Source organism: Blastococcus sp. TF02A-26 (assembly GCF_003319125.1).
GTDB lineage: Bacteria > Actinomycetota > Actinomycetes > Mycobacteriales > Geodermatophilaceae > Trujillonella.
Genome location: NZ_QOHG01000010.1, coordinates 13091 through 39879 on the forward strand (window position 1 = coordinate 13091; position 26789 = coordinate 39879).

The window sequence follows — 26789 nt, forward strand, 5'->3', positions numbered from 1 at the left end:
CCGGGCGGCTGCTGTGTCGGTGCGAGGCCGCTCTGCTACAGCCCCTCGTCGTTCAGGTGTTCGGTCGATCAGTGGTGCGTGTGGCCCGTGCGGGTGTCGTGCGCGCCGTGCCAGTCGTCGTCGCCCTCGGGCTCCTTGGCCAGCAGGCCCGCGCCGACCGACCAGACGATGCCACCGAGGAGCGCGATCCAGACGCCGATCTCCACCTCGACCTCGGTGTCGAAGGACGCGACACCGGTGGCGTCGAAGAGGTTGCTCAGGGCCAGGAGCGTCGCGGCGATGCCGACGGCCATGGTGACCAGGGTCAGGCCGCGGTGCTGGCCGCCACGCGCGCGGCTCATCGCGTAGAAGAGCGCGATGACGAGGCCGACGCCGATGTAGGCGGTCAGCGGGTTGGCGCCGTCGGCGTCGTAGCCCGAGACCGACTCGTCGGCGTCGGTGACCGAGAACCAGTCGAGGAACACGGAGATCAGGAAGATCACGACGCCGGCAGTGGCGACATAGGCGCCGAGGGGGTTCGCCTTGCGCTCACGGGTGAGCGGGCGATCCGACGCGTATCCGGGGTTGTCTGCAGATGCCATGAGCGTCCGCTACCCGACGCGGACCGGCTCACCTGGGAGATCCCTGAACGTCACCTGAACGTGTCATGCGTCGAGGCGGGCCGAGGCCGTCCCGACGACGACGTCCCGGCCGTCCTGGTTCGTCGTCCGCACGGCGAGGTCGACCGAGTCCTCGTGCACCGCGGTCACCGTCAGCGTCGTGACCAGCGTGTCCCCGGGCCAGACCTGGCCGCGGAACTGCACGCCGAACGACAGCAGCGCGTCCTCCCCCACCCAGTCGGTCAGCGCCCGCCCGGTCATGCCCATCGTCAGCATCCCGTGCGCGAACACCCCCGGGAAGCCGGCCACCTGCGTCGCGAACACCTCGTCGGTGTGCAGCGGGTTGTAGTCCCCGGAAGCGCCGGCGTACATGACGATCTGCGTCCGGGTCAGGTCGTCGACGACCGTCACCTCCCGCGCGTCCCCGACCGCGACCTCCCCGCGCCGCATCACGCCTCCCCCGAGCCGGACGACGGCGGACGGCCCGTCTCCACCGCGACCGACCGCGCCGTCACGACCAGCTCGCCGTCGGCGTCCCGGTACTCGGTCACGTACGAGGTGAAGTGGAGCGTCCCGCCGCGCTTGCCCTCCTTGGTCCACTCCTCGCCCGGCCGGCTGGTCGCGGTCAGCACGTCGCCGACCCGCACCGGCCGGTGGTAGGTGAAGTGCTGCTCGGCGTGCAGCGTCGACGCCGTCCCGCCCGCCGGGTCCCCGCCCGGGATGCCGCCACCCGCCGATGCCGTGCCCGATGGAGTCCGGCCCGAGCCGAACCACGGCTCCCCCGGCGTCGGCCGCAGCGGGTGGGTCGGCTGGAACTGCGCACCGGCCGCCACGAACGTCGGCGGGGCAAGCCCGTCAGGGTCGTACGTCGCCGCCTCGCCCAGCGCCCGCCGGAACATCAGCACGTGCCCGGCCTCCACCGGGAAGGACTGCTCAGCCACGACCGGCCTCCAGCAACGTCATCAGCGCCTCCCGGTGCTCGGCGGGCGAGCCGAACAGCAGCTGCGCGCTCTTCGCCCGCCGGTAGTACAGGTGCGCCGGGTGCTCCCAGGTGAAGCCGATCCCGCCGTGCACCTCGATGTTCGCCGCCGCCGCCGCGAAGTAGGCGTCCCCGCAGAACGACGACGCCACCCGCGCCGCCACCGGCAGATCCGGCGCGTCGGCATCCACCGCGGCCAGCGCCGCCGCGGCCGCCACCTCCATCCGCGACACGTCGATCAGCATGTCCGCGCACCGGTGCTTGATGGCCTGGAACGACCCGATCGCCCGGCCGAACTGGTAACGCGTCCGCGCGTACTCGGTCGCCATCTCCAGCACCCGCTTCGCGCCGCCCACCTGCTCGGCCGTCTGCCCGGCGAGTGCCCGGTCCAGCAGCGCGGCAGCGATCCGCTCGCCGTCACCCTGGGAGCCGATCAGCGTCGCCGGCGTCGCGTGCAGCGAGACCTGCGCCTGCCGGCGGGTCAGGTCCAGCGTGCGCAGCGGCCGCCGCGACAGCCCGGGCGCATCGGCGCGGACGGCGAACAGCGACGTCCCGCCCTCGCATGTGGCGAACACGAGCAGCAGGTCAGCGGTCGCGCCGTCGAGCACGCCCTCCGCCGTCCCGTCGATGAGCCAGCCCCGCGACCCGGCCACCGCCTCGCACGTCGGCGTCCCGGTCATCCCGCCGACCGCCACCCGCAGCTCGCCGGACGCGATGCCCGGCAGATGGGCGGCCTGCGCACCAGCGTCGCCGGACAGCAGCAGCGCCCCCGCCCCGAGGACCACGGTCGAGAAGAACGGCGCCGGCAGCAGCGCCCACCCCATCTCCTCCAGGACGACGCCCAGCTCGGCGAACCCCGCCCTCGACCCGCCGTGCTCCTCGGGCACCACCAATCCGGTGAGCCCGAGCTCGCCGGCCAGCCGGCCCCACAGCGCGGCGTCGAACCCGGACGGGGAGTCCGCGATCCGCCGCACCTCGGCCTCCGGGACGGCGGACTCCAGGAACCCGCGGACGGAGGCGCGCAGGTCGTCGGCAACAGTCGTGGTCACGGTCATCCCCAGTACGGCCGGTTCAGCTCGAACTCGACGGTCGCGAAGTGCGCCGCCTCCTTCTCCAGCTCCGCGATGGTCCAGCGCTGGTCGGGCTTGGTGATCGCGTCGACGACCGCCCACGGCTGGAACAGGTGCACCCCGCCGCCCTGCACGTAGAAGACGCGGCCGGTGATCGGGCAGTCCCGCGTCGCCAGGTAGCCGACGAACGGCGAGACGTGGCCCGGGTCGTACGGCGCGAACGACCCGTCGTCGGGCAGCGGCGGAGCCTCGTCCGGCAACCGCCCGTCCACCGGCGGCTGGATCAGCCGGGTCGCCGCCGCCGGGGCGATCGCGTTGACCCGCACGCCGTACCGGGCCAACTCGTCGGCGGCGATCAGCGCGAAGCTGGCGATGCCGCTCTTGGCCGGGCCGTAGTTCGTCTGGCCGACCATCCCGAACAGCCCGGACACCGACGTCGTGCAGACGACCGAGGCGGCCACCTGCTCGCCGGCCTTCGACCGCGCACGCCAGTACCGCGCCGCAGCCCGGGTGGGCAGGAAGTGGCCGGTCAGGTGCGTGCGGAGGACGGCGTCCCAGTCCTCGTCGGCCATGTTCACGAGCATCCGGTCGCGCAGGATGCCGGCGTTGTTGACCAGCACGTGCAGGTCGCCGAAGGCCTCCAGCGCGGTCTCGACCAGCCGGGCGGCGCCCTCGGGGTCTGCCACGTCGTCGGTGTTCGCCACGGCCGAGCCGCCGGCCGCCTGGATCTCCTCGACCACCCGCTGCGCGACCGTGGGGTCGCTGCCCTCGCCGTGCGGAGAGCAGCCGAGGTCGTTGACGACGACCTGCGCGCCCTCGGCGGCGAACAGGAGCGCGTGCTGCCGGCCGATCCCGCGGCCCGCGCCGGTGACGATCGCGACCCGGCCCTCGAGCGCGCCGCTCACGACCGTCCCCCGCCCACCCGCAGGTCCTTGAACGGCACGTCGCGGTCCACCGCGGGCTCGCGGGGCAGCCCCAGCACCCGCTCCCCGAGGATGTTCTTCATGATCTCCGGCGTCCCGCCGGCGATCGCGTTGCCCGGTGCCCCGAGGAGGGACGTCGTCCACCGCTCGGCGTCGGCGTCGTCGTCGGCCCACGCCGCGCTGCCGAGCACCTCGAGCCCGACCTCGGCCGCGTGCTTGGCCAGCTGCGCGCCGGCGAGCTTGGCCACCGACCCCTGCGGGCCGGGGGTCCGGCCGGCCTTCACGTCCTCGCGGATCCGGGCCGACAGCAGCTCCAGCAACCGCTCCTCCACGAACACCGACGCGATCTCCTGCCGCAGCACCGGATCGGCCAGCGCCCCCCGCCGCCGGGCGAGATCGGCCAGCGCGGCGAACTCGCCGCCGCCCAACCGCCGGCCCAGCCCGCCGCCGCCGGCGCCGATCGACACCCGCTCGTTCATCAGCGTGGTGACGGCGGCCTGCCAGCCGCGGCCGACCTCCCCCACGACGGCGTCGCCGGGCAGGTGCACGTCGTCGAAGAAGACCTCGTTGAAGTTCGCGCCGCCGGTGATCTGCCGCAGCGGCCGGATCGTCACCCCCGGCGCGCGCATGTCGACGACGAACATGGTCAGCCCGAGGTGCTTGGGGACGGCGGGGTCCGTCCGCGCGAGCAGCAGGCCGTAGTCGGAGAAGTGGGCGCCGGAGGTCCATACCTTCTGCCCGTTGACCACCCAGTCCTCGCCGTCGCGCACCGCGCGGGTGCGCAGCCCGGCGACGTCCGAGCCCGCGCCCGGCTCGCTGAACAGCTGGCACCACACCTCGTCGCCGCGCAGCATCCGCGCCAGGTGCCGGTCGCGCTGCTCCTGCGAGCCGACCTCCAGCAGCGTCGGCGCGCACATCCCCAGCCCGATGAGCAGCGGCATCGTCGGGACGGCGTAGGGCTCGGCCGCCTCGTTGAACGCCAGCTGGTGCGCCAGCGTCAGCCCCTGGCCGCCGTACTCGACCGGCCAGGTCAGCCCGGCGAGGCCGGCGTCGAACAGCGCCGCCTGGAACCGGCGGGCGGCGCCGACCGCCTCAAGGGACCGGTCGCCTCCGTCCCCGCCGGTCAGCTCGACGTGCTGGGCGAACCACTCCCGGACGCGCTCCCGGAAGGCGTCGAGGGACTCGGTCACGGTGCTCCTCGGGGTCGGACGCACGCCGGTGGCGCAGGTCACAGCGGAGGTTGTCCGCGGAAACTACCGAGCCGGTGCGCCGGTGGTCGAGGGGGGGCCGGCGGTCGCACCGGTCCTCGGACGACACATCCGCGGCCTACTGTGCGGGACCGTGCTGCCGCTGGTCGTGATCGTCGTCTTCAGCCTCTGCGTCATCGTCGGCCAGACGATCGGGGCCCGGTACAGCGTCGCCCCGCCGGTGCTGCTCATCGTGTTCGGCGCGGCGCTGGGCCTGATCCCCGCCCTCGGCGACATCGAGCTCGAGCCCGACGTCGTCCTGCTGCTGTTCCTCCCGGCGATCCTCTACTGGGAGAGCCTCAACACGAGCATCCGCGAGATCCGCGCCAACCTGCGGGTCATCGTGCTGTCGGCGGTCGTCCTGGTCATCGCGACCGCGGCCGCCGTCGCCGGGATCGCGATGTGGCTCGGCATGGACCCGCACGCCGCCTGGGTGCTCGGCGCCGTCCTCGCCCCCACCGACGCCGCCGCCATCGCCGGCCTGGCCAAGCGGATGCCCCGCCGCACGCTCACCACACTGCGCGCCGAGAGCCTCATCAACGACGGCACCGCGCTCGTGCTGTTCGCCGTGACCGTCTCCGTCGCCACCGGCGAGGCCGACCCGGGACCGTGGGAGATCGGCTGGCGGTTCCTCGGCTCCTACGGCGGCGGCATCGCCGCGGGGCTGGTCGTGGGCTACGCGGTGATCGGCGTCCGCCGCCGCCTCGACGAGCCGCTGCGCGAGGGGGCGCTCAGCGTCGTCACCCCGTTCGCCGCCTTCCTGCTCGCCGAGGAGGTGCACGCCAGCGGCGTGGTCGCCGTCGTCACCGCCGGGCTGCTGCTCACCACCGCCGGCCCGCGGGTGATCCGCGCCCGGTCCCGCGTGCAGGCCTACGCGTTTTGGGACCTCGCCACCTTCCTGGTCAACGGCTCGCTGTTCGTGCTCGTCGGCGTGCAGGTGCCGGGCGTGGTCGACGACCTCGAGGACGGCCGCAAGCTGCACGCCCTGTGGGTCGCCCTCGTGCTGTGCGCCGTGGTCGTCGGCACGCGGCTGGCCTGGGTGCACGTGTCGGCGATGGTCATCCGCACGCTCGACCGGCGTCCCGTCCAGCGGCTGCGCCGGGCCACCTGGCAGACGCGGACGGCGGTCGGCTGGGCCGGCTTCCGGGGCGCGGTCTCCCTCGCCGCCGCGCTCGCCGTCCCCGACGACGTCGCCGACCGCGACCTCATCGTCTTCACGACCGTCGTCGTCATCCTGCTGACGATCATCGTGCAGGGCACCACGCTGCCGGCCGTCGTCCGCTGGGCCCGGCTCCCCGAGGACACCGCCCGCGCCGAGGAGGTCCACCTCGCCCGGGTGCGCGCCACCGAGGCCGCGCTCGAGGCGCTGCCCGGCGTCGCCGGCCGGCTCGGCGTGGACGGCGACCTGCTCGACCGGATCCGCGCGGAGTACGAGGAGCACGCCCGTGACCTGGAGGTCGAGTACGCCGAGGACGGCGACACCGGCGCCGAGCTGCGGGAGCTGGACCGGCAGCTGCGCCTGGACCTCCTCCAGCACAAGCGGCAGGCGATCATCGCCCTGCGCGACGGCCGGCAGATCGACGACATCGTGCTCCGCGAGATCCAGGCACAGCTCGACATCGAGGAGGTCCGTCTCCTCGGCCCCGCCTCGGCGGACTGACTAGGCGGGGACGCCGGGACGGCGGCGCGCGGTGCGCACCGTCCGGGCGGCGCTGCGGGCCAGCCGGATCGGGCCGGTGTCCCACAGGGCGCGCAGCGGGTCCTCGGCGTTGGCCGGCGGGGCCTCGGCCTGGGCCGGGGCGGGCGCCGGAGCTGCCGCAGCCGCCGCGGCTGCGGCCAGCGCGGTCCGCCGGCGGGCCAGGATCGCCTCCTTCTGCCGGTCGAGGCGTTCCTTCTCCGCCAGGACCAGCAGCTCCTCCTGCGCCTGGGCCACCTCGACCCGGGACTGCTTCTGCAGCTCCTCGATCTCGACGTCGCCACGGTCGCGCAGCGCGGCCAGCTCGTCGTAGGCCGACGGCGGGCCGAAGTTCAGCAGCAGCTTGACCAGCACCGGGAGCATCTCGACGCACAGGAAGAGCAGCGACAGCATCGTCTTGGCCGCCCACAGCGTGGTGCTGCGGTCGCTCAGCCGGTCCAGGGCCTCCAGCCGCATCAGGATGCCGCCGGACCCCTCATTCGTGGCGTCGAACTGGGCCTGCAGCCGGTCCTGGTCGGCGGTGAGCCGCTCCAGCTGGGCGGTGTCGGTGGCCAGCGAGGCCTGCGCGAGGGCGAAGCTGCGCTGCTCGGCGTCGGCGGCGGTCGCGCGGGCGTCGTCCAGGGCGGTGCGGGCGGCGGCCACGGAGCCGGCCGCGGCGTCGGCGGCCGCGGCGGCGGACTGGTACGCCGTCCCCTGCCCGGCTTCGCCGGTGCCGCAGGTGCCGTCCAGCTCGCACTGGGCGCGGGCCTGCAGCTGCTGGTGGGTGGCGACGGCCTGGTCCAGCGCGGTCTGCTTGGCGGCGACCTCGGCCTGCACCCCGAGCAGGGCCGGGTCGGCGGCGCCGCCGGTCGCGACGATCTGCTCCTCGAGGGCGACCTTCTCGGTCAGCTCGGGCAGGCCGGCGAAGCGGGTGTCGGACTCCAGGGAGGCCCGGTACTCGTCGGCCGCCTCGGCCTGCATCGTGACGATCTCGGTGTCGATCTCCTTGTGGAAGACCTGCAGCGTCAGCGGGGTGGCGATCACGACGCCGAGCACCAGCGCGAGGCCCAGCCGCGGGATCGCGAGCGCGATGTTGCGGCCGACCGAGGCGTCGTGGGCCATGCCGACGAGCAGCATCCGGTCCAGGTTGACGACGACGAAGCCCCAGCCCAGCCCTATCAGCAGCGCGACCGGCCACCACACGCCCAGCGCCATCGCGACGGCGAAGGCCATGGAGAGGACGGCGAGCCCACCGGTGCTCAGCAGCACCCCGCCGAGCGCGACGAACCGCGGACGCGCACCGGGGGACGCCTCCAGCAGCTCGGGGCGTGCACCACCGAGCGTCGCGAGGCCGTCCCCGATGCGCCGTCGTCGTGCCATGTCCTCTTCATCGGCACCCGGAGGCGGTCCCGGGAACGGCCTCGGTGCAGGGGCCCGCTGTGAGCTCGCGAACAGCGGGGGGCAGCGAGGTCCTTCAACTACTGCGCCGACAGGGGCCGGCCGTCCGGCGCGAGGAACGAGGTCCGCACCGCGTGGGGCGTGAAGCCGAGGACGTGCTGCAGCTCCCGGCCGACGAGCGTCCCGCGGGCGACCACCTCGCCGCTCCGGACCAGCTCGTCGCGCGGGCCCGCGCCGCCGGCGGAGCGGAACAGCGCGCCGACGTCCGCCCAGCCCGGTCCCGCGACCCCGGCCCGTACGCCCGGGCCGAACCGGAGGAGCAGCGCCCGCTCGAGCACCTCGACCGACGGCGTCATCAGCACCGGAGGTGTCGCGCCCCGCGGATTCGCGCCCCACCAGTGCCAGACACCGCGCACGCGCGTGATCCGCTGCCGGTCCGGGCGGCGGCCGCCGTCGAGGTACAGCTCGCCGCGGTCGGGGTCGATCACCGGGTCGGTGCCGTCGCCGCCGTCCCGGATCCAGTCGTGCAGCCGGGCGACGAGGGCGCGGGCCTCCTCTCCCAGCGGCTCCGCGACCGGCCGCCTCCACCCGGCCGAGGTGGCGGCCTCCGCGTCGAGCTCCGCCGGGGTGCGGCCGGCGAACTCCGAGACGGCCCGCGCCGCGGACCACCCGGCGGCCGTGGCGCGCAGCCGGCCGCTGTCGCGCTCGCGGACCTCGACCGTGCCGTCGGGACGCTCGGTGAGGTCGAAGCGCCAGGCGTCGGGGTGGCGGACCGGCGTGACGCGACCGGGGCCGGGGTGCCGTTCGGCCAGGAAGAGCTCCACGTCGGCTGCGGTCGGCAGGACGAGTTCCGGCCACGGTCCCCCGCGGTCGTACCGGTCGACCGCGTACTGCCCGTCGGCGCGCCGGGACACCACGACCCCGACCTCCCAGGTGCCGACCTGCACCGCGGCGCCCCGCACGACGATCGCCGTGCTGTCGTCCTCGATGCGGTCCCGCCGCCGGTCGAGGACCGCCATCAGGTCGGGATCGGGTGCGCCCACCCGGGCATGCTCCCCGGTCAGCCCCTGCTGGCCAGCACCCGGTCGGTCTCCCGGCCGGTGTTCGGGTTGCGCACCCCCGCCCGCGAGCCGGCCAGCTTCGCCGTCAGGTGCTCCTCGACGGTCACCGGCAGGTACCGGTCGGGGTGCTCCGCGTCGACGCACTGCGGCAGCGTCTCGATCACCGCGTCGATGTCGCCGTCGCAGAAGAAGGCCGCGGACCGGCGCCGGCGGACGGTGCCGTCGACGACCGGCGGCTTGACCCGGTGCAGCGTCGACAGCCAGCGGTCGTTGGTCCACCGCCCGGTGAGGTCCCCGAGGTTGACCAGCAGCGCGCCCTCGGCCGGCTGGACGTCGTGCCACGCGCCGTCGCCGCCGAGCACCTGCAGGCCGGGCACCCGGTCGGCCCACAGCACGGTGACGATGCCGTAGTCGGTGTGCGCCCCCATGCCGGTCGGCTCGCCGGTGACCGTTCCGGGCGGCAGGGCGTAGTCGTTCATCCGGAGGACGTCGACCGAGTGGTCGAGGTAGGCGTCGAAGAAGCCCTCCGGGAGGCCGAGCGCGTCGGCGGCCACGGTCGTGAGCGTCCGGGCGACCCGGCGGGCCTCGGTGAAGTAGGCCCAGACGCGGGCGTCGAAGCCGGGGACCTCCACGGGCCACGGGTTCTCCGCGTAGTGGTCGGCGGGCAGGTCGTCGCGGCCGTAGGTGGAGCGGGCGGCGCCGACGTTGAACGCCTCGAAGTAGTCGTTGCCGTCGGCGGCGTCGACCCCGAGGGAGAGCGACAGCGCCTCCGACCGCGGCGGGCTGTAACCGCGGTTGATCTCCGGCGGCGTCCGATACGCGCGCTTGACCTCCGGCGGGAGGGCGAAGAAGTCGTCCAAGGCGGTGGTGAGCCCGTCGATCACCGCGTCCGGCACCCCGTGGCCGACGACCTGCACGAACCCGACCTCGCGGCAGGCGGCGTCCCAGTCGCGGGCGACAGCGGCGCGGTCGCCGTCCCCGGTCACGTACGGGCTGACGTCGACGGTCGGCACCTCGAAGCTCACCGCGCCGACGCTAGGGGCGCGGTGTTTCCCGGCGGTGACGGCGGGAGGCCGGCGATGTGTCCCCCGCGGCGCTCGGGCTCTGCCCCGTACGTGGGGCAGAGCCCGAGCGAGCGGGGAGGTACCTGCCCGGCGGCTCAGCGGAAGGCGGGGAGCACGTTCTCCGCGATCCAGTGCAACCCGGCCAGGTGCCCCTCGAGGCTGTCCGGGGCGTCGGCGAGCGACGGCACGCTGGTGTGGGTGACGCCGAGCCCGGCCAGCCGGCCCACCTCGTCGACGATCTGCTGCGCGCTGGTCGGCCGGAACGCCGAGGGCTGCACCGTGTGGTCCGGGCCGATCCGCGGCTGCATGAGCGGGTAGTTGACGCCGAGCGGCCGGCCGTCGCGCAGGTCGGCGACCCGGTCGAGCATCTCGGGCAGCTGCTCGGGCTCCTCCAGCCACGGCCCCCGGCCCAGCGCCCCACCGGCCGGTGCCCAGCCGTCGCCCTCCCGCGCCGCGCGCCGCAGCGACACCAGCGACCGGCCGCCGAACCACAGCGGCGGGTGCGGCCGCTGCACCGGCTTCGGCTCGAACACCACGTCGGAGAACCGCACCCAGTCCCCCGCGAACTCCGGAGCCGGCGAGGTCCACAGCTCCTTCATCGCGGCGACGTACTCGTCCATCACCGCGCCCCGCTCCTCGAACGGCACACCCAGCGCGGCGAACTCCCCCGGCGCCATGCCGACCCCGAAGGTCAGCGTGACCCGCCCGCCGGACAGGACGTCGAGGGTCGACACGGCCTTCGCGAGGTCCACCGGGTGGTGGTACGGCAGCACGATCACCGCCGAGTTCACCCGGATCCGCGTCGTCGCCCCGGCCAGGAACGCCATCGCGGTGAACGCGTGCGGCCAGTGCGCGCCCATGTTCGCCGTCAGCGACGTGGGGACGACGAGGTGCTCGGAGACCGAGATCGAGTCGAACCCCAGCTCGTCGGCGGTGCGGGCGATCCGCTGGAAGTCCGCCGTCGTGAGCCGGGCCTGCCACGGCTCGGTGTCGCCGGCGTACCGGCTCGGTGGGTAGCGGTCGAGGCCGGGCAGGCCGGTCGAGAACCTCATCCTGTGCTCTCCTTCACGGCGTGCTGACCACCAGCCTCGACGCCGCGCGCACGGTAGCGGTCCGCGAGGTCCCCGAGCCGGTCGTCGAGCGGCCCACCGACGCCGTCGTCCGCGTCACCGCCACGTGCATCTGCGGCTCGGACCTCCACCCCTACCGCGGTGCCGGCGTCGCCCTGCCGATGCTCATGGGCCACGAGTTCCTCGGCGTCGTCACCGACGCCGGCTCCGCGGTCCGCACGGTCTCCCCCGGCGACCTCGTGGTCCCGCACTTCGCGGTCGTCGACGGCACCTGCGACAGCTGCCGGCGCGACGTCCCCGGCTCCTGCGCACGGCTCTCCTTCTACGGGCAGCCGGACGCCGAGGGGGTGCCCACCGTCGGTGCGCAGTCGCAGGTCGTCCGCGTGCCGCTGGCCGACGGCACCCTGCTGCGGGTCGGCGACCGGCCGGGCGACGTCACCGACGCCGATCTCCTCGCGCTCTCCGACGTCATGGCCACCGGCCACCACGCCGCGGTCACCAGCGGGGTGGGTCCGGGCTCCACCGTGGTCGTGGTGGGCGACGGCGCGGTCGGTCTGTCCGCCGTCCTCGCCGCCCGCCGGCTGGGCGCCGAGCGCGGCCGGGACGGCGTGGCCGCGGTCCGGGAGCTCCTCGGCCGGGACGGCGCCGACGCGGTGTGCGAGTGCGTCGGCAGCCAGGACGCCGTCGACACCGCCGTCGCCGTCACCCGGCCCGGCGGCGCGGTCGGCTTCGTCGGCGCGCCGCAGGCGGTCCTGCCCTTCCGCCGGCTGTTCATGCGGAACGTCCGCGCCGGCGGCGGCGTGGCGCCGGTGCGCGCCTACCTGCCCGACCTGCTCGACGCGGTGCTCACCGGCGGCCTCCGCCCCGGGCGGGTGTTCGACCGCGAGCTGCCGCTCACCGACGCCGCGGAGGGCTACCGGGCCATGGACGCCCGCGAGGCCGTGAAGGTGCTGCTGCGCCCCTGAGGGCCGGGATCAGCCCTTCTCGGCCTGCCGGCGCATGGACCACATCTGGGCCGGGCGCTCGAACTGCGTGGCGATCTCCCACGACACCGCCGTCGCCGTCTCCTTGCGGAAGTTGCCCACGGTCACCCGCGCCAGCTCCGGGTCGGCGGCGACGCGGGCGGCCAGCTCCCGGGCACGCAACTCCACGGCGTCGGCGTCCACGGCCTCCCAGGCCAGCCCGAGCTCCACGGCCTTGGCGCCGCTGATCTCCTCGCCGAACAGCACCATCGCCGCGGCCGCCTCCCGGCCGATCAGCCGCGACAGGATCACGAAGTGCCCGCCGCCGGGGTGCATGCCGCGCTTGAGGAAGCCGGCCAGCAGCCGTGCGTCGGTCGCCACGACCCGCAGGTCGGTGGCCAGCAGCATGTTCATCCCTGCGCCGACGGCCGACCCCCGCACCGCGGCGATCGTCGGCACCTTGACCTGGCCGAGCCGGTAGAAGGAGTCGTAGATCGCCGTCATGCCGTCGTAGAGGTCGGGCGCGGCCGGGTCCTCGCCGGCGGCCTTCAGCGTCGCGACGTCGCCACCGGCGCAGAACGACTTGCCGACCGCGGTGACCACCAGCGCGCCCACCTCCGGCCGGGCGTCGACCTCGTCGAAGGTGGCGCTCAGCTCGCGGGCCATCGCCGGGGTGAGCGCGTTGCGCCGGTCGGGCGCGTTCAGCGTCACGACCGCGACGCCCCCGTCGACCTCGAGCAGGACCTCACCGGAACCGGACTCGGCCACGACCACACCTCTTCACGCGTCGGAGAACCCTTCGCCGGAATCAGATCACGCCGGTCCCAGCACCTGCTCGACGGCGTCGGCGAGCAGCCGCTGCCCCTCCGGCGTCGGGTGCACGTCGTCCGGGTGCACCAGCCCGGCGCGCTCGGCCGTCCCGCCCGCGGCCTCCGCGAGCGGCCGGAACAGCGCGTCGACGTCGGCGAACGCGGCGCCGGAGGCCTCCGCCGCAGCGGCCAGTGCCCGGTTCAGCGGCTCGCTGCCGGGCAGCGGGACGGGGTCGCCGTAGTCCAGCGAGTAGTAGCCGAGGACGACGATCGGGCCGTCGTACCCGCCCTCGGTCCGCAGCGCGGCGAGGATGGCGGCGACGCCCGGCTCCACCTGCCGGCCCAGCGCCTCCCGCCCCTCCGGGGTGTCGCAGGCGCCGGACCGGTCGCACAGGAAGGCGTCGTTGGCGCCGATCTGCAGGGTGACCAGCTCGACGTCCTCGGTCCCCCGCAGCACCCGCAACGCCTCGTCGAGCTGGGAGCCGTCGTAGTCGACGTGCAGCGGGTACGCGTCGCGGAAACCCGGCTCCTGCCCGGCCACGTTCGTGCAGCCGTAGTTGTCCGCCGTGACGTCGCCGAAGCTCGCCGTCGACTCGCCGGGACAGGTCGTGTTGACGACCTCCAGCCCGCGGGCCTCGCCGATCAGCTCCGGATAGCCGACGAAGGCGTCGGGATCCGCGTAGCCGCCGGGGTGGTCGTCGACGAAGCCGAACGGGATCGAGTCGCCGAGCGCGAGGTAGGTGCCGCGCGCCTCGGCCGCGGGCGCGGCGTCCTCGGCGGAGTCGTCGGCGGAGTCGTCGGCGGCGCAGGCGGCCAGGGTCCCGGCGGTGAGGACGGCGAGCAGGGAGGCGCGGGCCCGCCGGCCCCGGGACCGGCGCATGGCCCCATCCTGACCGGTCAGCGGCCGTCGATCATCCCCGGCATCGGCGGGGCCTCCGGGCGGCTGCGGCCGGTGGCCCGGCGGACGATGCGGGCCACGGCGACCGTGTCGATCAGCGCCCCGACGGCGATCAGCACCCAGCCGGCCGTCGTCGAACCGGTGACCAGCAGGACGACACCGACCGCGAGGACGGCCATCGCGACCGCGACCAGCAGCAACTCCCGGGGAACGGCACCCATGGCGCCACCCTGGCACGTCCCGGCGACCGGCGGGGTGGTCGCTCACCCGGCCGGGCCGGCCGGTCGTGGGTAGCGTCGGACGCGACGACGACGTCGGAGGGGGACCCGATGGACGCCGACCTCGTGCTGCCCAGCGTCGGCCCCGAGCCGATCAGGGCGGACGACGCCCTGGCCGCCGTGACCGGCTACGCCCTGGGCCGGCGGCCGCTGCGCTTCCGCGCGCCGAACGCCCGCGAGGGGCGCTGGGTCCACGTGCGGGCGTTCGCCTTCGAGCGGTTCGACCGGCAGCCGCCGGAGACCTCGGCGCGCATGACCGACCGGGACGTACTGCTCGCCGAGGGCCTGCACGGACGCCTCGACCCGGCCGGCTGGACCGCCGTCCGCACCGCCCTGGACGCGAGCCTCCCCGTGGCCGAGGAGGCCGTCCGCCGGGCCGGCGAACGGGCCTTCTGGGAGCTCCCCGAGGAGCACACCAGCGTGCTCGCCGAGCCCGGCACCGTCGGCGCCGCGCTGCGGACCCTGGCCGAGGGACCGCACGCGCCGTACGTCCTCGCCGCGCTGCACCACCGCCGGCCGGCACTGTTCCCGCTGCTCGACGGGATCGCCCGGCGGCAGCTGTGGCCGCACACCGCCGAGGGCGACAGCGGTGTGCACGCCGTGGTGCTGCGCGAGCTGCGCGCCAACGCGGCCGCGTTCGCGCTGCTCGAGGCCTGGGTCCGCACCGCCCTGGGCATGCCGGTGACCCGGCTTCGGCTGCACGACGTGCTGCTCTGGCTCGCTGGCTCCCTGCGCTGGGAGACCGCCGTCGCCCTCGGCCGGGACGCCGTCGCCGAGACCGGGCCACGCCGGCCGGCCGCCGCGGGCGTGCGCTGACCTAGCGGCGCGGGACCTCGATCCAGTCGGACACCTCGCGCAGCGGCGCCTTGAGCACCTTGCCGCCGGCGTTGCGCGGCAGCGGCCCGCTGAGCACCCGCACGAACTGCGGCACCTTGAAGTCGGCCAGCCGCTGCCGGGCGAAGGCGACCAGGTCGGGCACCAGCGCCTCGGGGCCCACCCCTGCCCGGGGCAGGACGACCGCACCGACCTTCTCCCCCATCACCGGGTCCGGGACGCCGACCACGGCCACCTCGACCACGTCGGGGTGCTCGGCCAGTGCGTTCTCCACCTCGACCGAGTACACGTTCTCCCCGCCGCGGTTGATCATGTCCTTGGCGCGGTCGACGATCCGCACGATGCCGCCGGCGGGCACCTGGTCGATGCGCGCGACGTCGCCGGTGCGCAGCCAGCCGTCGACGAACGTCTCCGCCGTCCGCACCGGGTCGCCCCAGTAGCCGGCGACCACGTTCGGCCCGCGGACCAGCAGCTCCCCCACCCCGGTCAACGGGTCCGGGCGGTCGATCCGGACGTCGTCCACCGGAGCGGCGAAGCCGACCGCGTCGGCGTGCTCGGCGGCGTACTCGTGCGGCAGGAACGTCGCCAGGGCGGTGGTCTCGCTCAGCCCGAAGCCGTTCCCCACCCGCGCCTCCGGGAAGGCGTCGACCAGGCGACGGACCAGCTCCGGCGCGATCGGCGCCCCGCCGTAGCTCACGGTGCGCACCGTGGAGACGTCGGTGCCGGCGAAGCCGGGATGGCGCAGGACCAGCTCGTAGATGGTCGGCACGGTGGTGATCAGCGTGATCCCGTACTCGGGGATGGCGGCGAGGAAGTCCGCGGGCCTGAACTGCGGCATGACGACGGCGACGCCACCGAGCTCGACCTGGGTCATGAGCTGCGAGCAGCACCCGGTGACGTGGAACAGCGGCACGGAGATCAGCGTGGAGTTCGACAGCGCCGGGTCGCGGTCGAGCTCCCGGCAGCGGACGACGTTCTCGATGGTCGTCAGGAAGTTCTCGTGGGTGACCATGGCGCCCTTGGGCCGGCCGGTCGTGCCGCTGGTGTAGAAGAGCGCGGCCACGTCGGTGTGCTCCCGGTCGGCGTCCTCTGCGCCGTCCGGTTCGGCGTCCGGCAGCGGCTCCCCGGGGCGGACGACGTAGGCCGCGCCGCAGTCGGCCAGCACGTACTCGGCCTCGGCCTCGGCCAGCCGGGTGTTCAGCGGGACGACGACGCCGCCGGCGAGGTGGGTCCCCCAGAACGCCAGCACCCAGTCCAGGCCGTTGCCGATCCGCAGCGCCACCCGGTCCCCGGGCCCGACGCCCTCCGCGCGGAGCCCGGCCGCCACCCGGCGGCCGCGCTCCAGCAGCTGGGCGTAGGTGACGCTGCCGCCGCCGAGCTCCACCACGGCCGTCCGCTCCGGGTACCGGGCGGCGATGTCGAGCAGCAGCGCGACGACGTTGCGCCGCAGCCCCGTGTACCGCTTGACGCCGTCCGGGCCGACCTCGATCCCGCTGGTGTCGAAGGGGTAGCTCCCCCGGTCCCGCTGCATGCCGTCCTCCTCGACCACCGTTGCCTCTCGCAACCATCCTCCGCCCGTGACCGGCGCCACCGACGGGCGGCCGGGGTGTTCCCCAGCACGCTCGTGCTCTGCCCACACTGCTGGGCAGAGCACGAGCGCGCCGGTGCGAGGTTGGTCGGCGGCCCGGCGGGGGCATGGACCGGCGGGTGAGCGACCCCTTCGACCTGCAGCGCTTCGTCGACGCCCAGTCCGGAACCTACGAGCAGGCGCTCGCCGAACTGCGCGCCGGCGCCAAGCGCAGCCACTGGATGTGGTTCGTCTTCCCGCAGGTCGCCGGGCTCGGCCGCAGCACGATGGCGCAGCGGTACGCGATCTCCGGGCTGGACGAGGCGCGCGCCTACCTGGCGCACTCGGTGCTCGGGCCGCGGCTGGTCGAGTGCGCGCGGGCGCTGACCGGCCTGGCGGGGCGCAGCGCCGAGCAGGTGTTCGGCTCCGTCGACGCTCTGAAGCTCCGCTCGTCGATGACCCTGTTCGCCGCCGCGACACCCGACGAGCCGGTGTTCGGCGAGGTCCTCGACCGCTACTTCGCCGGCGAGCGCGACGAGGCGACCACCGCCCGCCTCTGACCTCAGGCCGGCAGCGCGCCCAGCTCGGACAGCGGCGACGGCCGGCCGAACAGCCACCCCTGCGCCCGCGGGCAGCCCATCTCCGCCAGGGCCGTCTGCTGCGCGACGGTCTCCACGCCGACGGCGGTCACGGTGAGCCCGGCCGCGGTCACCCGCTCGACCAGGTTGCGCACCACCGCGCGGTCGCGGGCGCTGTCGGCCAGCCCCGCCACGTAGGACCGGTCGACCTTGATCCCGCGCGCCCCGACCGCCTGCAGGTGACGAGCCGAGGTCCCGGCGGCGCTGACGTCGTCGACCGTGATCCCGAAGCCCGCGGCGGTCAGCGGGCCGAGGACGTCGGCGGCGGCGTGCAGGTCGTCGAGCAGCAGCGCCTCGCCGACCTCCAGGTCCAGCAGCGACCGGTCCAGTCCGGCGGCGGCCACGGCCCCGGCGAGCAGCTCGGGCAGTCCCGGCGACATCAGGCGTGCCCGGCTCACGTTCACCGACAGCCCGATGCCGGCCGGCGCACCGGCGGTGCCGCGCCAGGAGGCGAACTGCGCGGTCGCGGTGCGCAGCACCCAGTCGTCGAGCAGGTGCAGCTCGCCGTCACGGGCGAGCCGGGGCAGGAAGGACTCAGGCCCGAGCAGCCCCAGCCGCGGATGACGCCAGCGGACCAGCGCCTCGACCGCGACGGGTTCCCCGCCGGCCGGCCCGACGATCGGCTGGTACGCCAGGCTCAGCTCGCCCCGCTGCGCAGCGCCGCCGACACCCGAGCCGACGGGTTCCTCGACCTGCATGCCCGGAGTGTCCCGCATCCCGAGCGGACCGGCCGCCGGTCGGCGAGGCTGGGGCGGTGAGCGACGACACCAGCGGATCGGGCTACGTGACCGGCGGGCAGGAGTACTCCCGCGACACCAGCTACATCACCGACCGGATCACCGCCGACGGGTCCAGCGGCTGGAAGGTGGAGCCCGGCCGGTACCGGCTGGTCGTCGCCCGCGCCTGCCCCTGGGCGAACCGGTCGACGATCGTCCGGCGGCTGCTCGGCCTGGAGCCGGTGCTGTCGATGGGGATCTGCGGCCCGACCCACGACGAGCGCAGCTGGACCTTCGACCTCGACCCCGGCGGCCGCGACCCGGTGCTGGGCTACGAGCGGCTGCAGGAGGCGTTCCTGGCCCGCGACCCCGAGTACCCGCGCGGCATCACCGTGCCGGCGATGGTCGACATCCCGACGAAGGCCGTCGTCACCAACGACTTCCCGCAGATCACCCTCGACCTCTCCACCGAGTGGACGGCGTACCACCGCGACGGCGCCCCCGACCTCTACCCGGAGCACCTGCGGGACGAGATGGACGAGGTCATGCAGCGGATCTACACCGAGGTCAACAACGGCGTGTACCGCTGCGGCTTCTCCGGCTCGCAGCGCGCCTACGACAAGGCGTACTCACGGCTGTTCACCGCGCTGGACTGGCTGTCCGACCGGCTCGCCGACCGGCGCTACCTCATGGGCGACACCATCACCGAGGCCGACGTCCGGCTGTTCACCACGCTGGCCCGGTTCGACGCCGTCTACCACGGCCACTTCAAGTGCAACCGGTCGAAGCTCAGCGAGATGCCGGTGCTGTGGGCGTACGCGCGGGACCTGTTCCAGACCCCCGGCTTCGGCGACACGACGGACTTCCCGCAGATCAAGGAGCACTACTACGTCGTCCACGCCGACATCAACCCCACCAAGATCATCCCAATGGGGCCGGACACGTCGAACTGGCTGACCCCGCACGGTCGCGAGGAGATGGGCGGCTCCCCGTTCGGCGACGGGACGGCGCCCGGGCCGGTCGCCGCCGGCGAGGAGGTCCCGGCCGAGCACGGTCCCGGGGGCATCGGCCACCGCTGAGCCGGCCGGTCCGGCGGCCGGCTCAGTCGCCGCCGCCTCCCCCACCGCCGTCCGACCCACCGCCGTCCGACCCGCCGTCGCTGCCGCCGTCGGAGCCGCTGTCGCTGCCGCCGGACCAGCCGCCGGAGCCGCTGTCGCGGCGGTCGCCGTAGCTCGCGCCGCCGTCGCCGGGCCAGTAGGCGGGACCGGCGTCGGTCCCCCCGTCCCGCCGGGACGCCGGGCGGCCGGGACGGCGGGACGCCGAGACGCCCCGCGACGTCGCGACGACCACCGCGACGAGGACCAGCAGCACGACGAAGACGATCACGAGCTTCATGCCGCCACTCTGGCCGAGCGAGGTGTCCGCTGTCCCGCGCACCCGGCGCGGACAGCACGACGGGGGACGCGCCGGTCCTGCACGCGTCCCCCGTCGGCGGTCCCGGCCGGTGCGGGGAGGCCGGGAGTTCCCGGACGCCGCGACGTCCGTACTGCGGAACTCCAGCCCCCGTTGCCTCCCCGCCTCGTGCCATCCGCCCGCCCCGTGACCGGCGGAGGGCACGACCGGCGTGCGGCCGGCCGGTGCGTCGCTCGCGGAGGAGAGCCGACGTCCGGACCGGACGACCGCGGGCAGCCGGTCGGGGGGAGCGTCCGAGAGGCCTCCTCCGGGAGCGCGCGCTCGCGCTCCTCGGGCGGCCGCGGACCGGGCCCGCGCGTGCGGGCGCGGCCGGCGCGGCCGGGAGGAGGGTCAGTCGGGCGAGGTGCCCGGGCCGTCGGGGACCGCGCGGGCCGAACCGGCCGGCGACGGGTCGACGGGGGTCGTCGCGCCCGACGATGCGGGGACGACGGGGTGCGGCGCCGCGTCGGGCGCAGCGAGCGGGGGAGCCGACGCCGACCCGGTCACGGACGACGGAGCGGGGGCCGGGGCCACGGGCAGCGGGAGCTCGACCGGCCCCGGTGCGGCGGCGGGTGCAGCGGGAGGCGTGGAGGTGGACGCGACGCCCGAGGTCGGAACCGGCGCGGTCTGCGCGGCCGGGGACGGGACTGCGGGAGGCGCGGACGCCACGGCCGGCACGGTCGGCGCGGCCACGGCTGACGGCGGGGCCCGCAGCGCCGGCGGCTCGGTGGGCCGGACGGTCGGGACGGGGCCGGTCTCCGGCGGCAGGACGGCGAGGACGCCGGGAGCCGGTCGGAGCGCGTCGACGGCGGAGGTGAGCGGCGCGAGCAGCGGGGTCAGCACGGGCTGGAGGACCCGCTCGAGGACCGGCGCGACCGGGGCGACCACCGGCTGGAGGGCCTCGGCCACCGGCGTCAGGACCGGAGCCACCGCCTCGGTCACGGGCGCCAGCACGGGAGGAACGACCTCGGTCACCGGCGTCAGGACCGGAGCCACCGCCTCCGTCACCGGCGCCAGCACGGGGGTGACCGCCTCGACCAGCGGGACGACCACGGGAGCCGCCACCGGCGCGACCGCCCGGACGACCGGCTCCAGGACCGGCTCCAGGACCGGGGCCACGAGCGGCTCGAGGACCGGCTCGACCAGCGGCTCCAGGACCGGCTCGACGATCGGCGCCACGATGGGCTCGACGACCGTCGGCACCGGATCGACGGTCGGCGCGGGGAGGACCGGGGCGGCCGGGACCGGCTCCGGGAGGACCGCCTCGGCGACCGCGGGTCCGACGGGTGCGACCGGCAGCGCATCGGCGCGGGCGGTCGAGGACAGGACGGCCAGGGCGACGACGGCGGCACCGACGAACCCGACGAGCAGCAGCACCCGCCGCAGCCACGGGTCGAGGCCGGGACGCGCCACGGCGCCGTCCGCGGGGCAGCGCAGCGCCGGGACGGAGTGGCGTCCCGCTCGGCTGACCGTCCCGGCGTTCATCGCGCCCCGGTATGCCCCGGACCGCGCGGTTCCACGCGCGGTGTGCGGCGCGTCGCTCGGGGCATGCTGCGCGGGTGAGCCCCACCGCGCCGCCCGCCCCGCTCGACGACCTGGTCGACGCCGTCGCCACCCTGGCCGAGGACCGGCCGCGGGTGCTGCTCGGCATCGCCGGCGCCCCGGCCGCGGGCAAGACCACGCTGGCGCGGTGGCTGGTCGACCAGTTGACCGCGGAGGGGCTGCCGGCCGTCGGCGTGCCCATGGACGGCTTCCACCTCGCCGACGCCGCCCTCGACGCGCTCGGCCGCCGCGACCGCAAGGGCGCCGTCGACACCTTCGACGGCGCCGGCTACCTCGCGCTGCTGCGCCGGCTGCGCGCGGAGCGGGACACGACCGTCTACGCACCGGCCTTCGAGCGCGACATCGAGCAGCCGGTCGCCGGCAGCATCGCCGTCCACCCCGACGCCCGGGTCGTGGTCTCGGAGGGCAACTACCTGCTGCTGGACCAGCAGCCGTGGACCGAGGTGCGCGCGGCCTTCGACGAGGTGTGGTTCGCCGGGCTGGACGACGCCGTCCGCCGCGAGCGGCTGCTCGACCGGCACGTCCGGTTCGGCAAGAGCCCCGACGCCGCCCGCGCCTGGGTGGAGGCGGTCGACGAGCCGAACGCGCGGCTGATCACGGCCACGGCCGGCCGCGCCGCCCGGTACGTCGACCTCGACCGGTACGACCTGCGCGGCTGAGCCACCCGGGACCGAGGTCCCTGTCCGCCGCCGCCCCGCCCGAGGACCGTGGACCGCGCGGCGGTGCCGCCCGGGCTCCGCCGGCACGAGGAGGAGCGGCATGTACGCACGGACGACGACCCTCTGGGCCGCCCCGGGGCGGCTGGACGACGGCATCGCGCACGTCCGCGACAGGGTGATGCCGGCCGTCATGGACATGGACGGCTGCATCGGCATGTCGATGCTCGCCGAGCGGGAGTCCGGCCGGTGCATCGTCACCGCGGCGTGGGAGGACGAGGCCGCGATGCGGGCCGGTGCCGAGGGCGTCCGGGCCATGCGCGAGCAGGCACGCGAGGTCATGGGTGCCGGCGACATGCAGGTGCAGGAGTGGGAGATCGCCGTCGTGCACCGCCGGCACGAGGCCCCGGCCGGCGCGTGCACGCGGGTCGTCTGGAGCCGGTCGGACCCGGGCCACGTCGACCGCGTGCTCGACGCCTACCGGATGACGCTGCTCCCCCAGCTCGACGAGCTGCCCGGCTTCTGCAGCGTCAGCCTGCTGCTCGACCGGTCCCGCGGCCGCGCCGCGTCGGCGGTCACCTTCGACGACCACGCCTCGATGGAGGCCGGCCGCGGGGACGCCGTGCGCATGCGCGACACGTTCGTCTCCGCGATGGAGGTGACGATCACCGAGGTGGCGGAGTTCGAGCTGGTGCTCGCCCACCTGCGGGTCCCCGAGATGGCCTGACCGGCCGGCCCCGGTCAGCCCAGGCGGGTCAGCGCCCCCCAGAGCCCGTCGGGACCGTCGGCCAGCACGCCCGCGCCGAGGAACCGCGACCAGGTCGCCTCGTTGCCGGCCTCGTCGCGCCACGACCAGCACCGCCGGGTGAGGTGGTGCAGCCGGTACTCCTGGGTGAAACCGATGGCGCCGTGCACCTGGTGGGCGAGCCGGGCCACGACCTCCACCGCCGCGCCCGCGCGCACCTTGGCCGCGGCGGCCAGCAGCGGGAGCTCCGACGAGCCCCGCTCCAGGCCCTGCACGGCCGCGTCGACGATCGCCGTCACCGCGGTGACCTCGCCGGCCATCTCGGCCAGCTCCATCTGGATGGCCTGGAACTTGGCCAGGGGACGGCCGAACTGCTGCCGCTCGCCGGCGTACTGCACCGTCCAGGCGAGCACCTGCTCCAGGGCGGCGGCCAGCTGCACCGACCGGGCCAGTGCGTACCGGGCGCGGACGGCGGCGGCCTGCTCCGGCCGCAGCAGCGCCCCGGACGCCGCGACCCCGTCGAGCACCAGCGACCCGCGCGGCTCCCCCGCCAGGTTCGCCGCGGACGTGGCCTCGAGCCCGGACGCGTCGACCAGCGCGAGCACCGACCCCTCGATCCCGGCCGGAGCCGCGGCGAGCACGGCCACGTGCCGGGCCACCCCCGCCCACGGGACGTCGGTGGCCGTGCCGGAGAGCGTCCAGCGGCCGGGCCCGTCGCCGTCGTCGGAGGGCTTGGCGGTCACCGCGTCCGCGACGGCGAAGGTCAGCGGCTCGTCGGGCGCGGGCAGGTCGAGGTCGGCGGCGAGCAGCGCGGGCGCGGCCACGAGCAGCTGCTCGGCGACCGGCACGGCACCGGCGCCGGCAGCCAGCGTGCGCACGACGGCCACCGCGTCGGCCAGCTCGCCGCCCGAGCCGCCGGCCTCCTCCGGGACGCCGACCCCGGTCAGCCCCGCCTCGGCCAGCGCGGTCCACAGCCGCTCGTCCCAGCGGCGCTCGGCGTCCAGCAGCAGCGGCTCGGCGCCGGAGAGGATGTCCCGGACGGTCTCGACCACCAGGTCCTGGTCGGATGCCATCAGCGCAGCCCCAATCCACGTGCCACGATCCCGCGCAGGATCTCGTTGGTCCCACCGCGCAGCGTGTAGCCCGGTGCGTGCAGCTGGGCCTCGGCCAGCGCCCGGCCCAGCGGGTCGGGTGAGTCCAGCGACGCCGGGACGTCGACCACCCGGCGCACCTCGTCGACGACGTCGGCCTCGAACGTCGTCCCCACGTCCTTGACCAGCGCCGCGGCGATGTTCGGCAGCTCGCCGCGGTCCAGCGCGGCCGCGATCCGCAGCGACAGCTGGCGCAGCGCCAGCAGCCGCGCCGAGAGCCGGCCGAGCGTGGCCAACTGCGCCGGGTCCCCGGTGGCGGCCGCGCGGCGGCCGAACTCGGCGATCAGCGGGTAGGTCGACAGGAACCGCTCGGGCCCGGACCGCTCGAACGCCAGCTCCGCGGTCACCTGGTGCCAGCCCGCGCCCTCCTCGCCCAGCAGCATGTCGCCGGGGACGACGACGTCGTCGAACACCACCTCGTTGAAGTGGTGCCCGCCGTCCAGGATGCGGATCGGGTTGATCGAGATGCCCGGCAGCGACAGGTCGACCAGCAGCTGCGACAGCCCCGCGTGCCGGTTGGCCGGGTCCGCCGGCGAGGTGCGCACCAGCACGATCCCGTAGTGCGAGTGGTGCGCGTTCGACGTCCACACCTTGGCGCCGCTCACGACCCAGTCGCCGTTCGCGTCCCGGGTCGCCCTGGTGCGGATCGAGGCCAGATCGGAGCCGGAGTCCGGCTCGGACATGCCGATGACGAAGAAGCACTCACCCGCCGCGATCTTCGGCAGGATCTCCCGCCGCTGCGCCTCGGTGCCGTAGCGCAGCAGGTTCGGGCCCGACTGCCGGTCGGCGATCCAGTGCGCCGCCACCGGCGCCCCCGCCGCGAGCAGCTCCTCGGTGACCGCGTAGCGCTCCATCGCCGTCCGCTCGTGCCCGCCGTACTCCTTGGGCCAGGTCATCCCCAGCCAGCCCCGCTCCCCCAGCTTGCGGGAGAACGCGGGGTCCACGCCGGACAACCAGGTGTCCACGTGCGTGGTGAAGGTGCCCGCGGCCCGCTCGGCGGCGAGGAACTCCCGCACCTCCACCCGCACCTGCTCGGCCGCCTCCGACCGCGGCGCGGGCGCCAGGGTCAGTGCATCGCTGCTCATCGTCGCCGCAACTCCCCACCTCGCTGTGGTGCTGTCCGCACCGGTTGTACCTGTCCGCGGCCGTCGCCACCCGGCCGGGGACCGATGTCACACGCGGGCGAGCGCCAGGAGGGCGACGTCGTCGGCGCGGTGGGAGCCGGTCAGCTCGGACAGCAACCGGTCGCAGAGCTCGTCGGGCCCGGCGCCGAGGTGGGCGAGCGCCACCGCGCGGAGCGCCGCCAGCCCCTCGTCGATGTCGGCGCTGCGGCTCTCCACCAGGCCGTCGGTGAACAGCACGAGCGTGGCGCCGACCGGCAGGACGCCGGCCCACTCCGCGGCCGGCGCCGGCGCCGGCGGGGCGCCCAGCATCCGGCTGGGCCGCACGTCCAGGTACTCCGCGCCCTCGGCGGTGACCAGCAGCGGGCTGAGGTGCCCCGCGGAGGACAGCCGCAGCTGACCGGTCGCCGGATCGAGCGAGCCGAACAGCGCCGTCGCCATCCGCTGCAGCCCCAGCAGCGCCCAGCCGGCCTGGAAGCGGTCGATGATCGCGCTGGGGCTCGGCCGGTCGGCCAGCAGCACCCGGTGGACGCTGCGCAGCTGCCCCATCACCGCCGCGGCGGTGATGTCGTGCCCGACGACGTCGCCGACGGCCAGCGCCACGGTGCCGTCGGCCGGCAGCGGGACGACGTCGTAGAAGTCGCCGCCCACGTCGGCACCCTGGCTCGCCGCCACGTACCGCACGGCGACCTGCAGTCCCGGCACCGGAGGGGGCGCCGGCGGCAGCAGGTTGGCCTGCAGCGTGTGCGAGGTCCTCGTCTCCAGCTCCAGCCGCTGCGCCTTGTCGACGACCTGGGAGACCTGCAGGGCCAGCTGCTCGGCGACCTCGACGTCGGCCGCGGTGAACGAGCCGCGCTGCCGGCCGGCGCCCAGGGTGAGCACGCCCATCAGCCGGCCCTCGGCCATCAGCGGGACGGCGACCAGCCCGGCCAGCTCCAGCTCGCGGACGACCGCCAGGTGCCGCTCGTCCTGGGCGATGCGGGTCATCCACCCCTCGCTGACCTCGCGCACCCAGACCGTGCGCCCGCTGTCGGCCGCCTGCACGCTCGGGTGGGCGCCGCCCGACGTCGGCAGGTGCACCTCCCGCAGCCGGTCGGCGAGGTGCTGGCGGGCCGGGTCGGCGTGCCGGGCCGCCGGGCGGGTCCAACCGTGCTCGGTGAGCAGGTCGATGACGCAGAGGTCGGCCAGCCGGGGGACGGCGAGGACGGCCAGCCGCTCCACGGTCTCGGTCACCCCCGCGGCCGCCGCCATGAGCCGCGCCGCGTCGAGGAGGAACGCCGACCGGGCCGCCTGCCGGGCCGTCTCCTCGTACAGCCACACCCGCTCCAGCGCCTGCCCCGCCTGCCGGCCGAGGGTCCGCAGCAGCTCCGCGTCGGCCGCCGCCAGGTCGGCGGCGGTCCCCGGCTCGGTGAGGCTGATCAGCTCGCCGTCGCCGTCCGCCGGCCGGACCAGCAGCAGCAGGCCCCGCGGGCGGCCCTCGGCGGCCACGGGCACCAGGACCAGAGCGTCGACCCGCTCGGCCGCCATGACGGCGGCCAGCCCGGGCTCGGCGCGCTCCAGGTCCGGGCCGAGCGGCACCACCCGCACCCCACCGGGGCGCACCAGCCGCGCCCCCCATCCGCCGAGCCGCTCGAGCTGGGAGCGCAGCGCCGGCGAGATGCCCGACTGCGCCACCAGCCGCCCCGGGCGGCGGCCGGCCCGCCGTCCGGCAGGCGTCTCGGCGGGCAGGAGCCACACCGCCCCGCCGACCGCGCCGACCGCCGCGCGCCCCCGCTCGACCAGGGTCGCGGCCACGTCGTGCACCGACACCGCCGCCGCCAGCTCCGACACCGCCTGGTGCAGCCCGCGCGACCGGGCCTCGGCCTCCGCCGCGGCCCGCTGGGCGGCCAGCAGCGCACGCTCGTACCGGCGCCGGGAGGTCGTCTCGAACAGCGTCGCCCGGACCAGGAGCGGAGCGCCGGCGTCGTCCCGCAGCTCCACGGCGTTGACCAGGCACGGCAGCGCCGTCCCGTCGGGCAGCTCGAGGTCGAGGGCGATCTCGCGGACCGCGCCCTGCATGCGGAGCAGCGGCGCGACGTGGGTCTCGTGGAACACCCGGCCGCCGACGGTCAGCAGGTCGGGGAACGAGGCCCCGAGCAACTCCTCCGCCGTCCGGCCCGACCACTCCACGAAGGTGCGGTTGACCTTGACGATCCGCCCGCCGGGGAGCATGGAGAGGTAGCCGCAGGGGGCGTTCTCGTACAGATCCGCCGGGTCGTCCTCCAGCAGCCGGGTCAGCTCGACCGGCTCTCGGCGGGACGCGTCGTCCACGGC

General features: G+C 75.6%; 27 protein-coding genes. 7 read left to right on the forward strand and 20 right to left on the reverse strand.

Features of this window, described 5'->3' with window-relative positions; genetic code table 11:
- Positions 1-68 precede the first annotated feature (68 nt).
- From DQ240_RS12670 to DQ240_RS12695, 6 genes are all read right to left on the reverse strand, one after another.
- Positions 69-581, reverse strand: a complete 513-nt coding sequence (locus DQ240_RS12670) for a hypothetical protein (RefSeq protein WP_147261990.1) — start codon at positions 579-581, stop codon at positions 69-71.
- 63 nt (positions 582-644) lie between these two features.
- Complete coding sequence (locus tag DQ240_RS24280) at positions 645-1049, reverse strand: MaoC/PaaZ C-terminal domain-containing protein (protein WP_113839982.1); 405 nt, start codon at positions 1047-1049, stop codon at positions 645-647.
- Positions 1049-1540: a MaoC family dehydratase N-terminal domain-containing protein gene (locus tag DQ240_RS12680; RefSeq protein WP_113839983.1), complete on the reverse strand. Its 492-nt coding sequence runs from the start codon at positions 1538-1540 to the stop codon at positions 1049-1051. The genes DQ240_RS24280 and DQ240_RS12680 overlap by 1 nt, the downstream gene beginning before the upstream one ends.
- On the reverse strand, positions 1533-2627 hold the full coding sequence (locus DQ240_RS12685) for an acyl-CoA dehydrogenase family protein (protein ID WP_199589280.1): 1095 nt from the start codon (positions 2625-2627) through the stop codon (positions 1533-1535). Before DQ240_RS12685 ends, DQ240_RS12680 begins: the two co-directional genes overlap by 8 nt.
- Positions 2628-2629: 2 nt before the next feature.
- Complete coding sequence (locus DQ240_RS12690) at positions 2630-3553, reverse strand: SDR family oxidoreductase (RefSeq protein WP_113839985.1); 924 nt, start codon at positions 3551-3553, stop codon at positions 2630-2632.
- Complete coding sequence (locus DQ240_RS12695) at positions 3550-4761, reverse strand: acyl-CoA dehydrogenase family protein (protein WP_199589281.1); 1212 nt, start codon at positions 4759-4761, stop codon at positions 3550-3552. Before DQ240_RS12695 ends, DQ240_RS12690 begins: the two co-directional genes overlap by 4 nt.
- Positions 4762-4912: 151 nt before the next feature.
- Here DQ240_RS12695 and DQ240_RS12700 point away from each other — a divergent pair, with 151 nt between their 5' ends.
- Complete coding sequence (locus tag DQ240_RS12700) at positions 4913-6478, forward strand: Na+/H+ antiporter (RefSeq protein WP_113840111.1); 1566 nt, start codon at positions 4913-4915, stop codon at positions 6476-6478.
- On the opposite strand, the gene DQ240_RS12705 is transcribed toward DQ240_RS12700, so the two are convergent.
- The 4 genes from DQ240_RS12705 to DQ240_RS12720 form a co-directional block, all read right to left on the reverse strand.
- Positions 6479-7873 (reverse strand): DUF4407 domain-containing protein, encoded by a 1395-nt coding sequence (locus tag DQ240_RS12705; protein ID WP_113839987.1) that lies wholly within the window; start codon positions 7871-7873, stop codon positions 6479-6481.
- 98 nt (positions 7874-7971) lie between these two features.
- Complete coding sequence (locus DQ240_RS12710) at positions 7972-8934, reverse strand: hypothetical protein (protein WP_113839988.1); 963 nt, start codon at positions 8932-8934, stop codon at positions 7972-7974.
- A 17-nt stretch (positions 8935-8951) separates the two neighbouring features.
- Positions 8952-9977: an isopenicillin N synthase family oxygenase gene (locus DQ240_RS12715; protein ID WP_113839989.1), complete on the reverse strand. Its 1026-nt coding sequence runs from the start codon at positions 9975-9977 to the stop codon at positions 8952-8954.
- 134 nt (positions 9978-10111) lie between these two features.
- On the reverse strand, positions 10112-11068 hold the full coding sequence (locus DQ240_RS12720) for a TIGR03619 family F420-dependent LLM class oxidoreductase (RefSeq protein ID WP_113839990.1): 957 nt from the start codon (positions 11066-11068) through the stop codon (positions 10112-10114).
- 20 nt (positions 11069-11088) lie between these two features.
- Here DQ240_RS12720 and DQ240_RS12725 point away from each other — a divergent pair, with 20 nt between their 5' ends.
- Entirely contained in the window at positions 11089-12051 is a 963-nt protein-coding gene (locus DQ240_RS12725) for an alcohol dehydrogenase catalytic domain-containing protein (protein ID WP_113839991.1), read from the forward strand.
- A 9-nt stretch (positions 12052-12060) separates the two neighbouring features.
- Here the strand turns inward: DQ240_RS12725 and DQ240_RS12730 are convergent, their stop codons facing one another.
- Genes DQ240_RS12730 through DQ240_RS12740 form a run of 3 tightly spaced genes read right to left on the reverse strand, consistent with a single transcriptional unit; the run spans position 12061 to position 13976 of the window.
- Positions 12061-12816 (reverse strand): enoyl-CoA hydratase-related protein, encoded by a 756-nt coding sequence (locus DQ240_RS12730; protein ID WP_113839992.1) that lies wholly within the window; start codon positions 12814-12816, stop codon positions 12061-12063.
- 45 nt (positions 12817-12861) lie between these two features.
- The gene (locus tag DQ240_RS12735; RefSeq protein ID WP_113839993.1) at positions 12862-13737 is read right to left on the reverse strand and encodes an SGNH/GDSL hydrolase family protein; all 876 of its coding nucleotides are present in this window, start codon (positions 13735-13737) and stop codon (positions 12862-12864) included.
- A gap of 17 nt (positions 13738-13754) precedes the next feature.
- Positions 13755-13976, reverse strand: coding sequence for a hypothetical protein (locus DQ240_RS12740; RefSeq protein ID WP_113839994.1), 222 nt, complete (start codon positions 13974-13976; stop codon positions 13755-13757).
- A 108-nt stretch (positions 13977-14084) separates the two neighbouring features.
- Between DQ240_RS12740 and DQ240_RS12745 the strand changes: the two genes are divergently transcribed.
- The gene (locus DQ240_RS12745) at positions 14085-14849 is read left to right on the forward strand and encodes a DUF6308 family protein (protein WP_113839995.1); all 765 of its coding nucleotides are present in this window, start codon (positions 14085-14087) and stop codon (positions 14847-14849) included.
- Position 14850: 1 nt separating this feature from the next.
- Here DQ240_RS12745 and DQ240_RS12750 read toward each other — a convergent pair whose 3' ends face one another.
- Positions 14851-16398, reverse strand: coding sequence for a class I adenylate-forming enzyme family protein (locus DQ240_RS12750; RefSeq protein ID WP_113840112.1), 1548 nt, complete (start codon positions 16396-16398; stop codon positions 14851-14853).
- A 176-nt stretch (positions 16399-16574) separates the two neighbouring features.
- Between DQ240_RS12750 and DQ240_RS12755 the strand changes: the two genes are divergently transcribed.
- Positions 16575-16994 carry a DUF1810 domain-containing protein gene (locus DQ240_RS12755; RefSeq protein ID WP_113840113.1) on the forward strand — a complete coding sequence of 140 codons (420 nt, stop codon included), beginning with the start codon at positions 16575-16577 and terminating at the stop codon, positions 16992-16994.
- 2 nt (positions 16995-16996) lie between these two features.
- Here the strand turns inward: DQ240_RS12755 and DQ240_RS12760 are convergent, their stop codons facing one another.
- On the reverse strand, positions 16997-17770 hold the full coding sequence (locus DQ240_RS12760) for an EAL domain-containing protein (protein WP_158548663.1): 774 nt from the start codon (positions 17768-17770) through the stop codon (positions 16997-16999).
- A 56-nt stretch (positions 17771-17826) separates the two neighbouring features.
- Between DQ240_RS12760 and DQ240_RS12765 the strand changes: the two genes are divergently transcribed.
- Entirely contained in the window at positions 17827-18867 is a 1041-nt protein-coding gene (locus DQ240_RS12765) for a glutathione S-transferase family protein (RefSeq protein WP_113839997.1), read from the forward strand.
- Between the two features lie 22 nt (positions 18868-18889).
- Here the strand turns inward: DQ240_RS12765 and DQ240_RS12770 are convergent, their stop codons facing one another.
- Both DQ240_RS12770 and DQ240_RS12775 read right to left on the reverse strand, forming a co-directional pair.
- Positions 18890-19183 carry a hypothetical protein gene (locus tag DQ240_RS12770; protein WP_113839998.1) on the reverse strand — a complete coding sequence of 98 codons (294 nt, stop codon included), beginning with the start codon at positions 19181-19183 and terminating at the stop codon, positions 18890-18892.
- A 408-nt stretch (positions 19184-19591) separates the two neighbouring features.
- Positions 19592-20653, reverse strand: coding sequence for a hypothetical protein (locus DQ240_RS12775; protein WP_147261991.1), 1062 nt, complete (start codon positions 20651-20653; stop codon positions 19592-19594).
- A 146-nt stretch (positions 20654-20799) separates the two neighbouring features.
- Between DQ240_RS12775 and DQ240_RS12780 the strand changes: the two genes are divergently transcribed.
- Both DQ240_RS12780 and DQ240_RS12785 read left to right on the forward strand, forming a co-directional pair.
- Positions 20800-21462: a nucleoside/nucleotide kinase family protein gene (locus DQ240_RS12780; RefSeq protein WP_233498683.1), complete on the forward strand. Its 663-nt coding sequence runs from the start codon at positions 20800-20802 to the stop codon at positions 21460-21462.
- A gap of 100 nt (positions 21463-21562) precedes the next feature.
- Positions 21563-22186, forward strand: a complete 624-nt coding sequence (locus DQ240_RS12785) for an antibiotic biosynthesis monooxygenase (protein ID WP_113840001.1) — start codon at positions 21563-21565, stop codon at positions 22184-22186.
- 14 nt (positions 22187-22200) lie between these two features.
- Here DQ240_RS12785 and DQ240_RS12790 read toward each other — a convergent pair whose 3' ends face one another.
- From DQ240_RS12790 to DQ240_RS12800, 3 genes are all read right to left on the reverse strand, one after another.
- Entirely contained in the window at positions 22201-23277 is a 1077-nt protein-coding gene (locus tag DQ240_RS12790; protein WP_113840002.1) for an acyl-CoA dehydrogenase family protein, read from the reverse strand.
- Positions 23277-24440 (reverse strand): acyl-CoA dehydrogenase family protein, encoded by a 1164-nt coding sequence (locus tag DQ240_RS12795; protein WP_113840003.1) that lies wholly within the window; start codon positions 24438-24440, stop codon positions 23277-23279. The genes DQ240_RS12790 and DQ240_RS12795 overlap by 1 nt, the downstream gene beginning before the upstream one ends.
- 87 nt (positions 24441-24527) lie before the next feature.
- Entirely contained in the window at positions 24528-26786 is a 2259-nt protein-coding gene (locus tag DQ240_RS12800) for a SpoIIE family protein phosphatase (protein WP_233498684.1), read from the reverse strand.
- Positions 26787-26789 lie beyond the last annotated feature (3 nt).

Coding starts and splice junctions, on each gene's coding strand:
- DQ240_RS12735 (WP_113839993.1), bottom strand. CDS start 13,737: ATGCGCCGGTCCCGGGGCCGGCGGGCCCGCGCCTCCCTGCTCGCCGTC.
- DQ240_RS12770 (WP_113839998.1), bottom strand. CDS start 19,183: ATGAAGCTCGTGATCGTCTTCGTCGTGCTGCTGGTCCTCGTCGCGGTG.
- DQ240_RS12720 (WP_113839990.1), bottom strand. CDS start 11,068: ATGAGGTTCTCGACCGGCCTGCCCGGCCTCGACCGCTACCCACCGAGC.
- DQ240_RS12670 (WP_147261990.1), bottom strand. CDS start 581: ATGGCATCTGCAGACAACCCCGGATACGCGTCGGATCGCCCGCTCACC.
- DQ240_RS12785 (WP_113840001.1), top strand. CDS start 21,563: ATGTACGCACGGACGACGACCCTCTGGGCCGCCCCGGGGCGGCTGGAC.
- DQ240_RS12795 (WP_113840003.1), bottom strand. CDS start 24,440: ATGAGCAGCGATGCACTGACCCTGGCGCCCGCGCCGCGGTCGGAGGCG.
- DQ240_RS12745 (WP_113839995.1), top strand. CDS start 14,085: ATGGACGCCGACCTCGTGCTGCCCAGCGTCGGCCCCGAGCCGATCAGG.
- DQ240_RS12705 (WP_113839987.1), bottom strand. CDS start 7,873: ATGGCACGACGACGGCGCATCGGGGACGGCCTCGCGACGCTCGGTGGT.
- DQ240_RS12740 (WP_113839994.1), bottom strand. CDS start 13,976: ATGGGTGCCGTTCCCCGGGAGTTGCTGCTGGTCGCGGTCGCGATGGCC.
- DQ240_RS12760 (WP_158548663.1), bottom strand. CDS start 17,770: ATGCAGGTCGAGGAACCCGTCGGCTCGGGTGTCGGCGGCGCTGCGCAG.
- DQ240_RS24280 (WP_113839982.1), bottom strand. CDS start 1,049: ATGCGGCGCGGGGAGGTCGCGGTCGGGGACGCGCGGGAGGTGACGGTC.
- DQ240_RS12750 (WP_113840112.1), bottom strand. CDS start 16,398: ATGCAGCGGGACCGGGGGAGCTACCCCTTCGACACCAGCGGGATCGAG.
- DQ240_RS12790 (WP_113840002.1), bottom strand. CDS start 23,277: ATGGCATCCGACCAGGACCTGGTGGTCGAGACCGTCCGGGACATCCTC.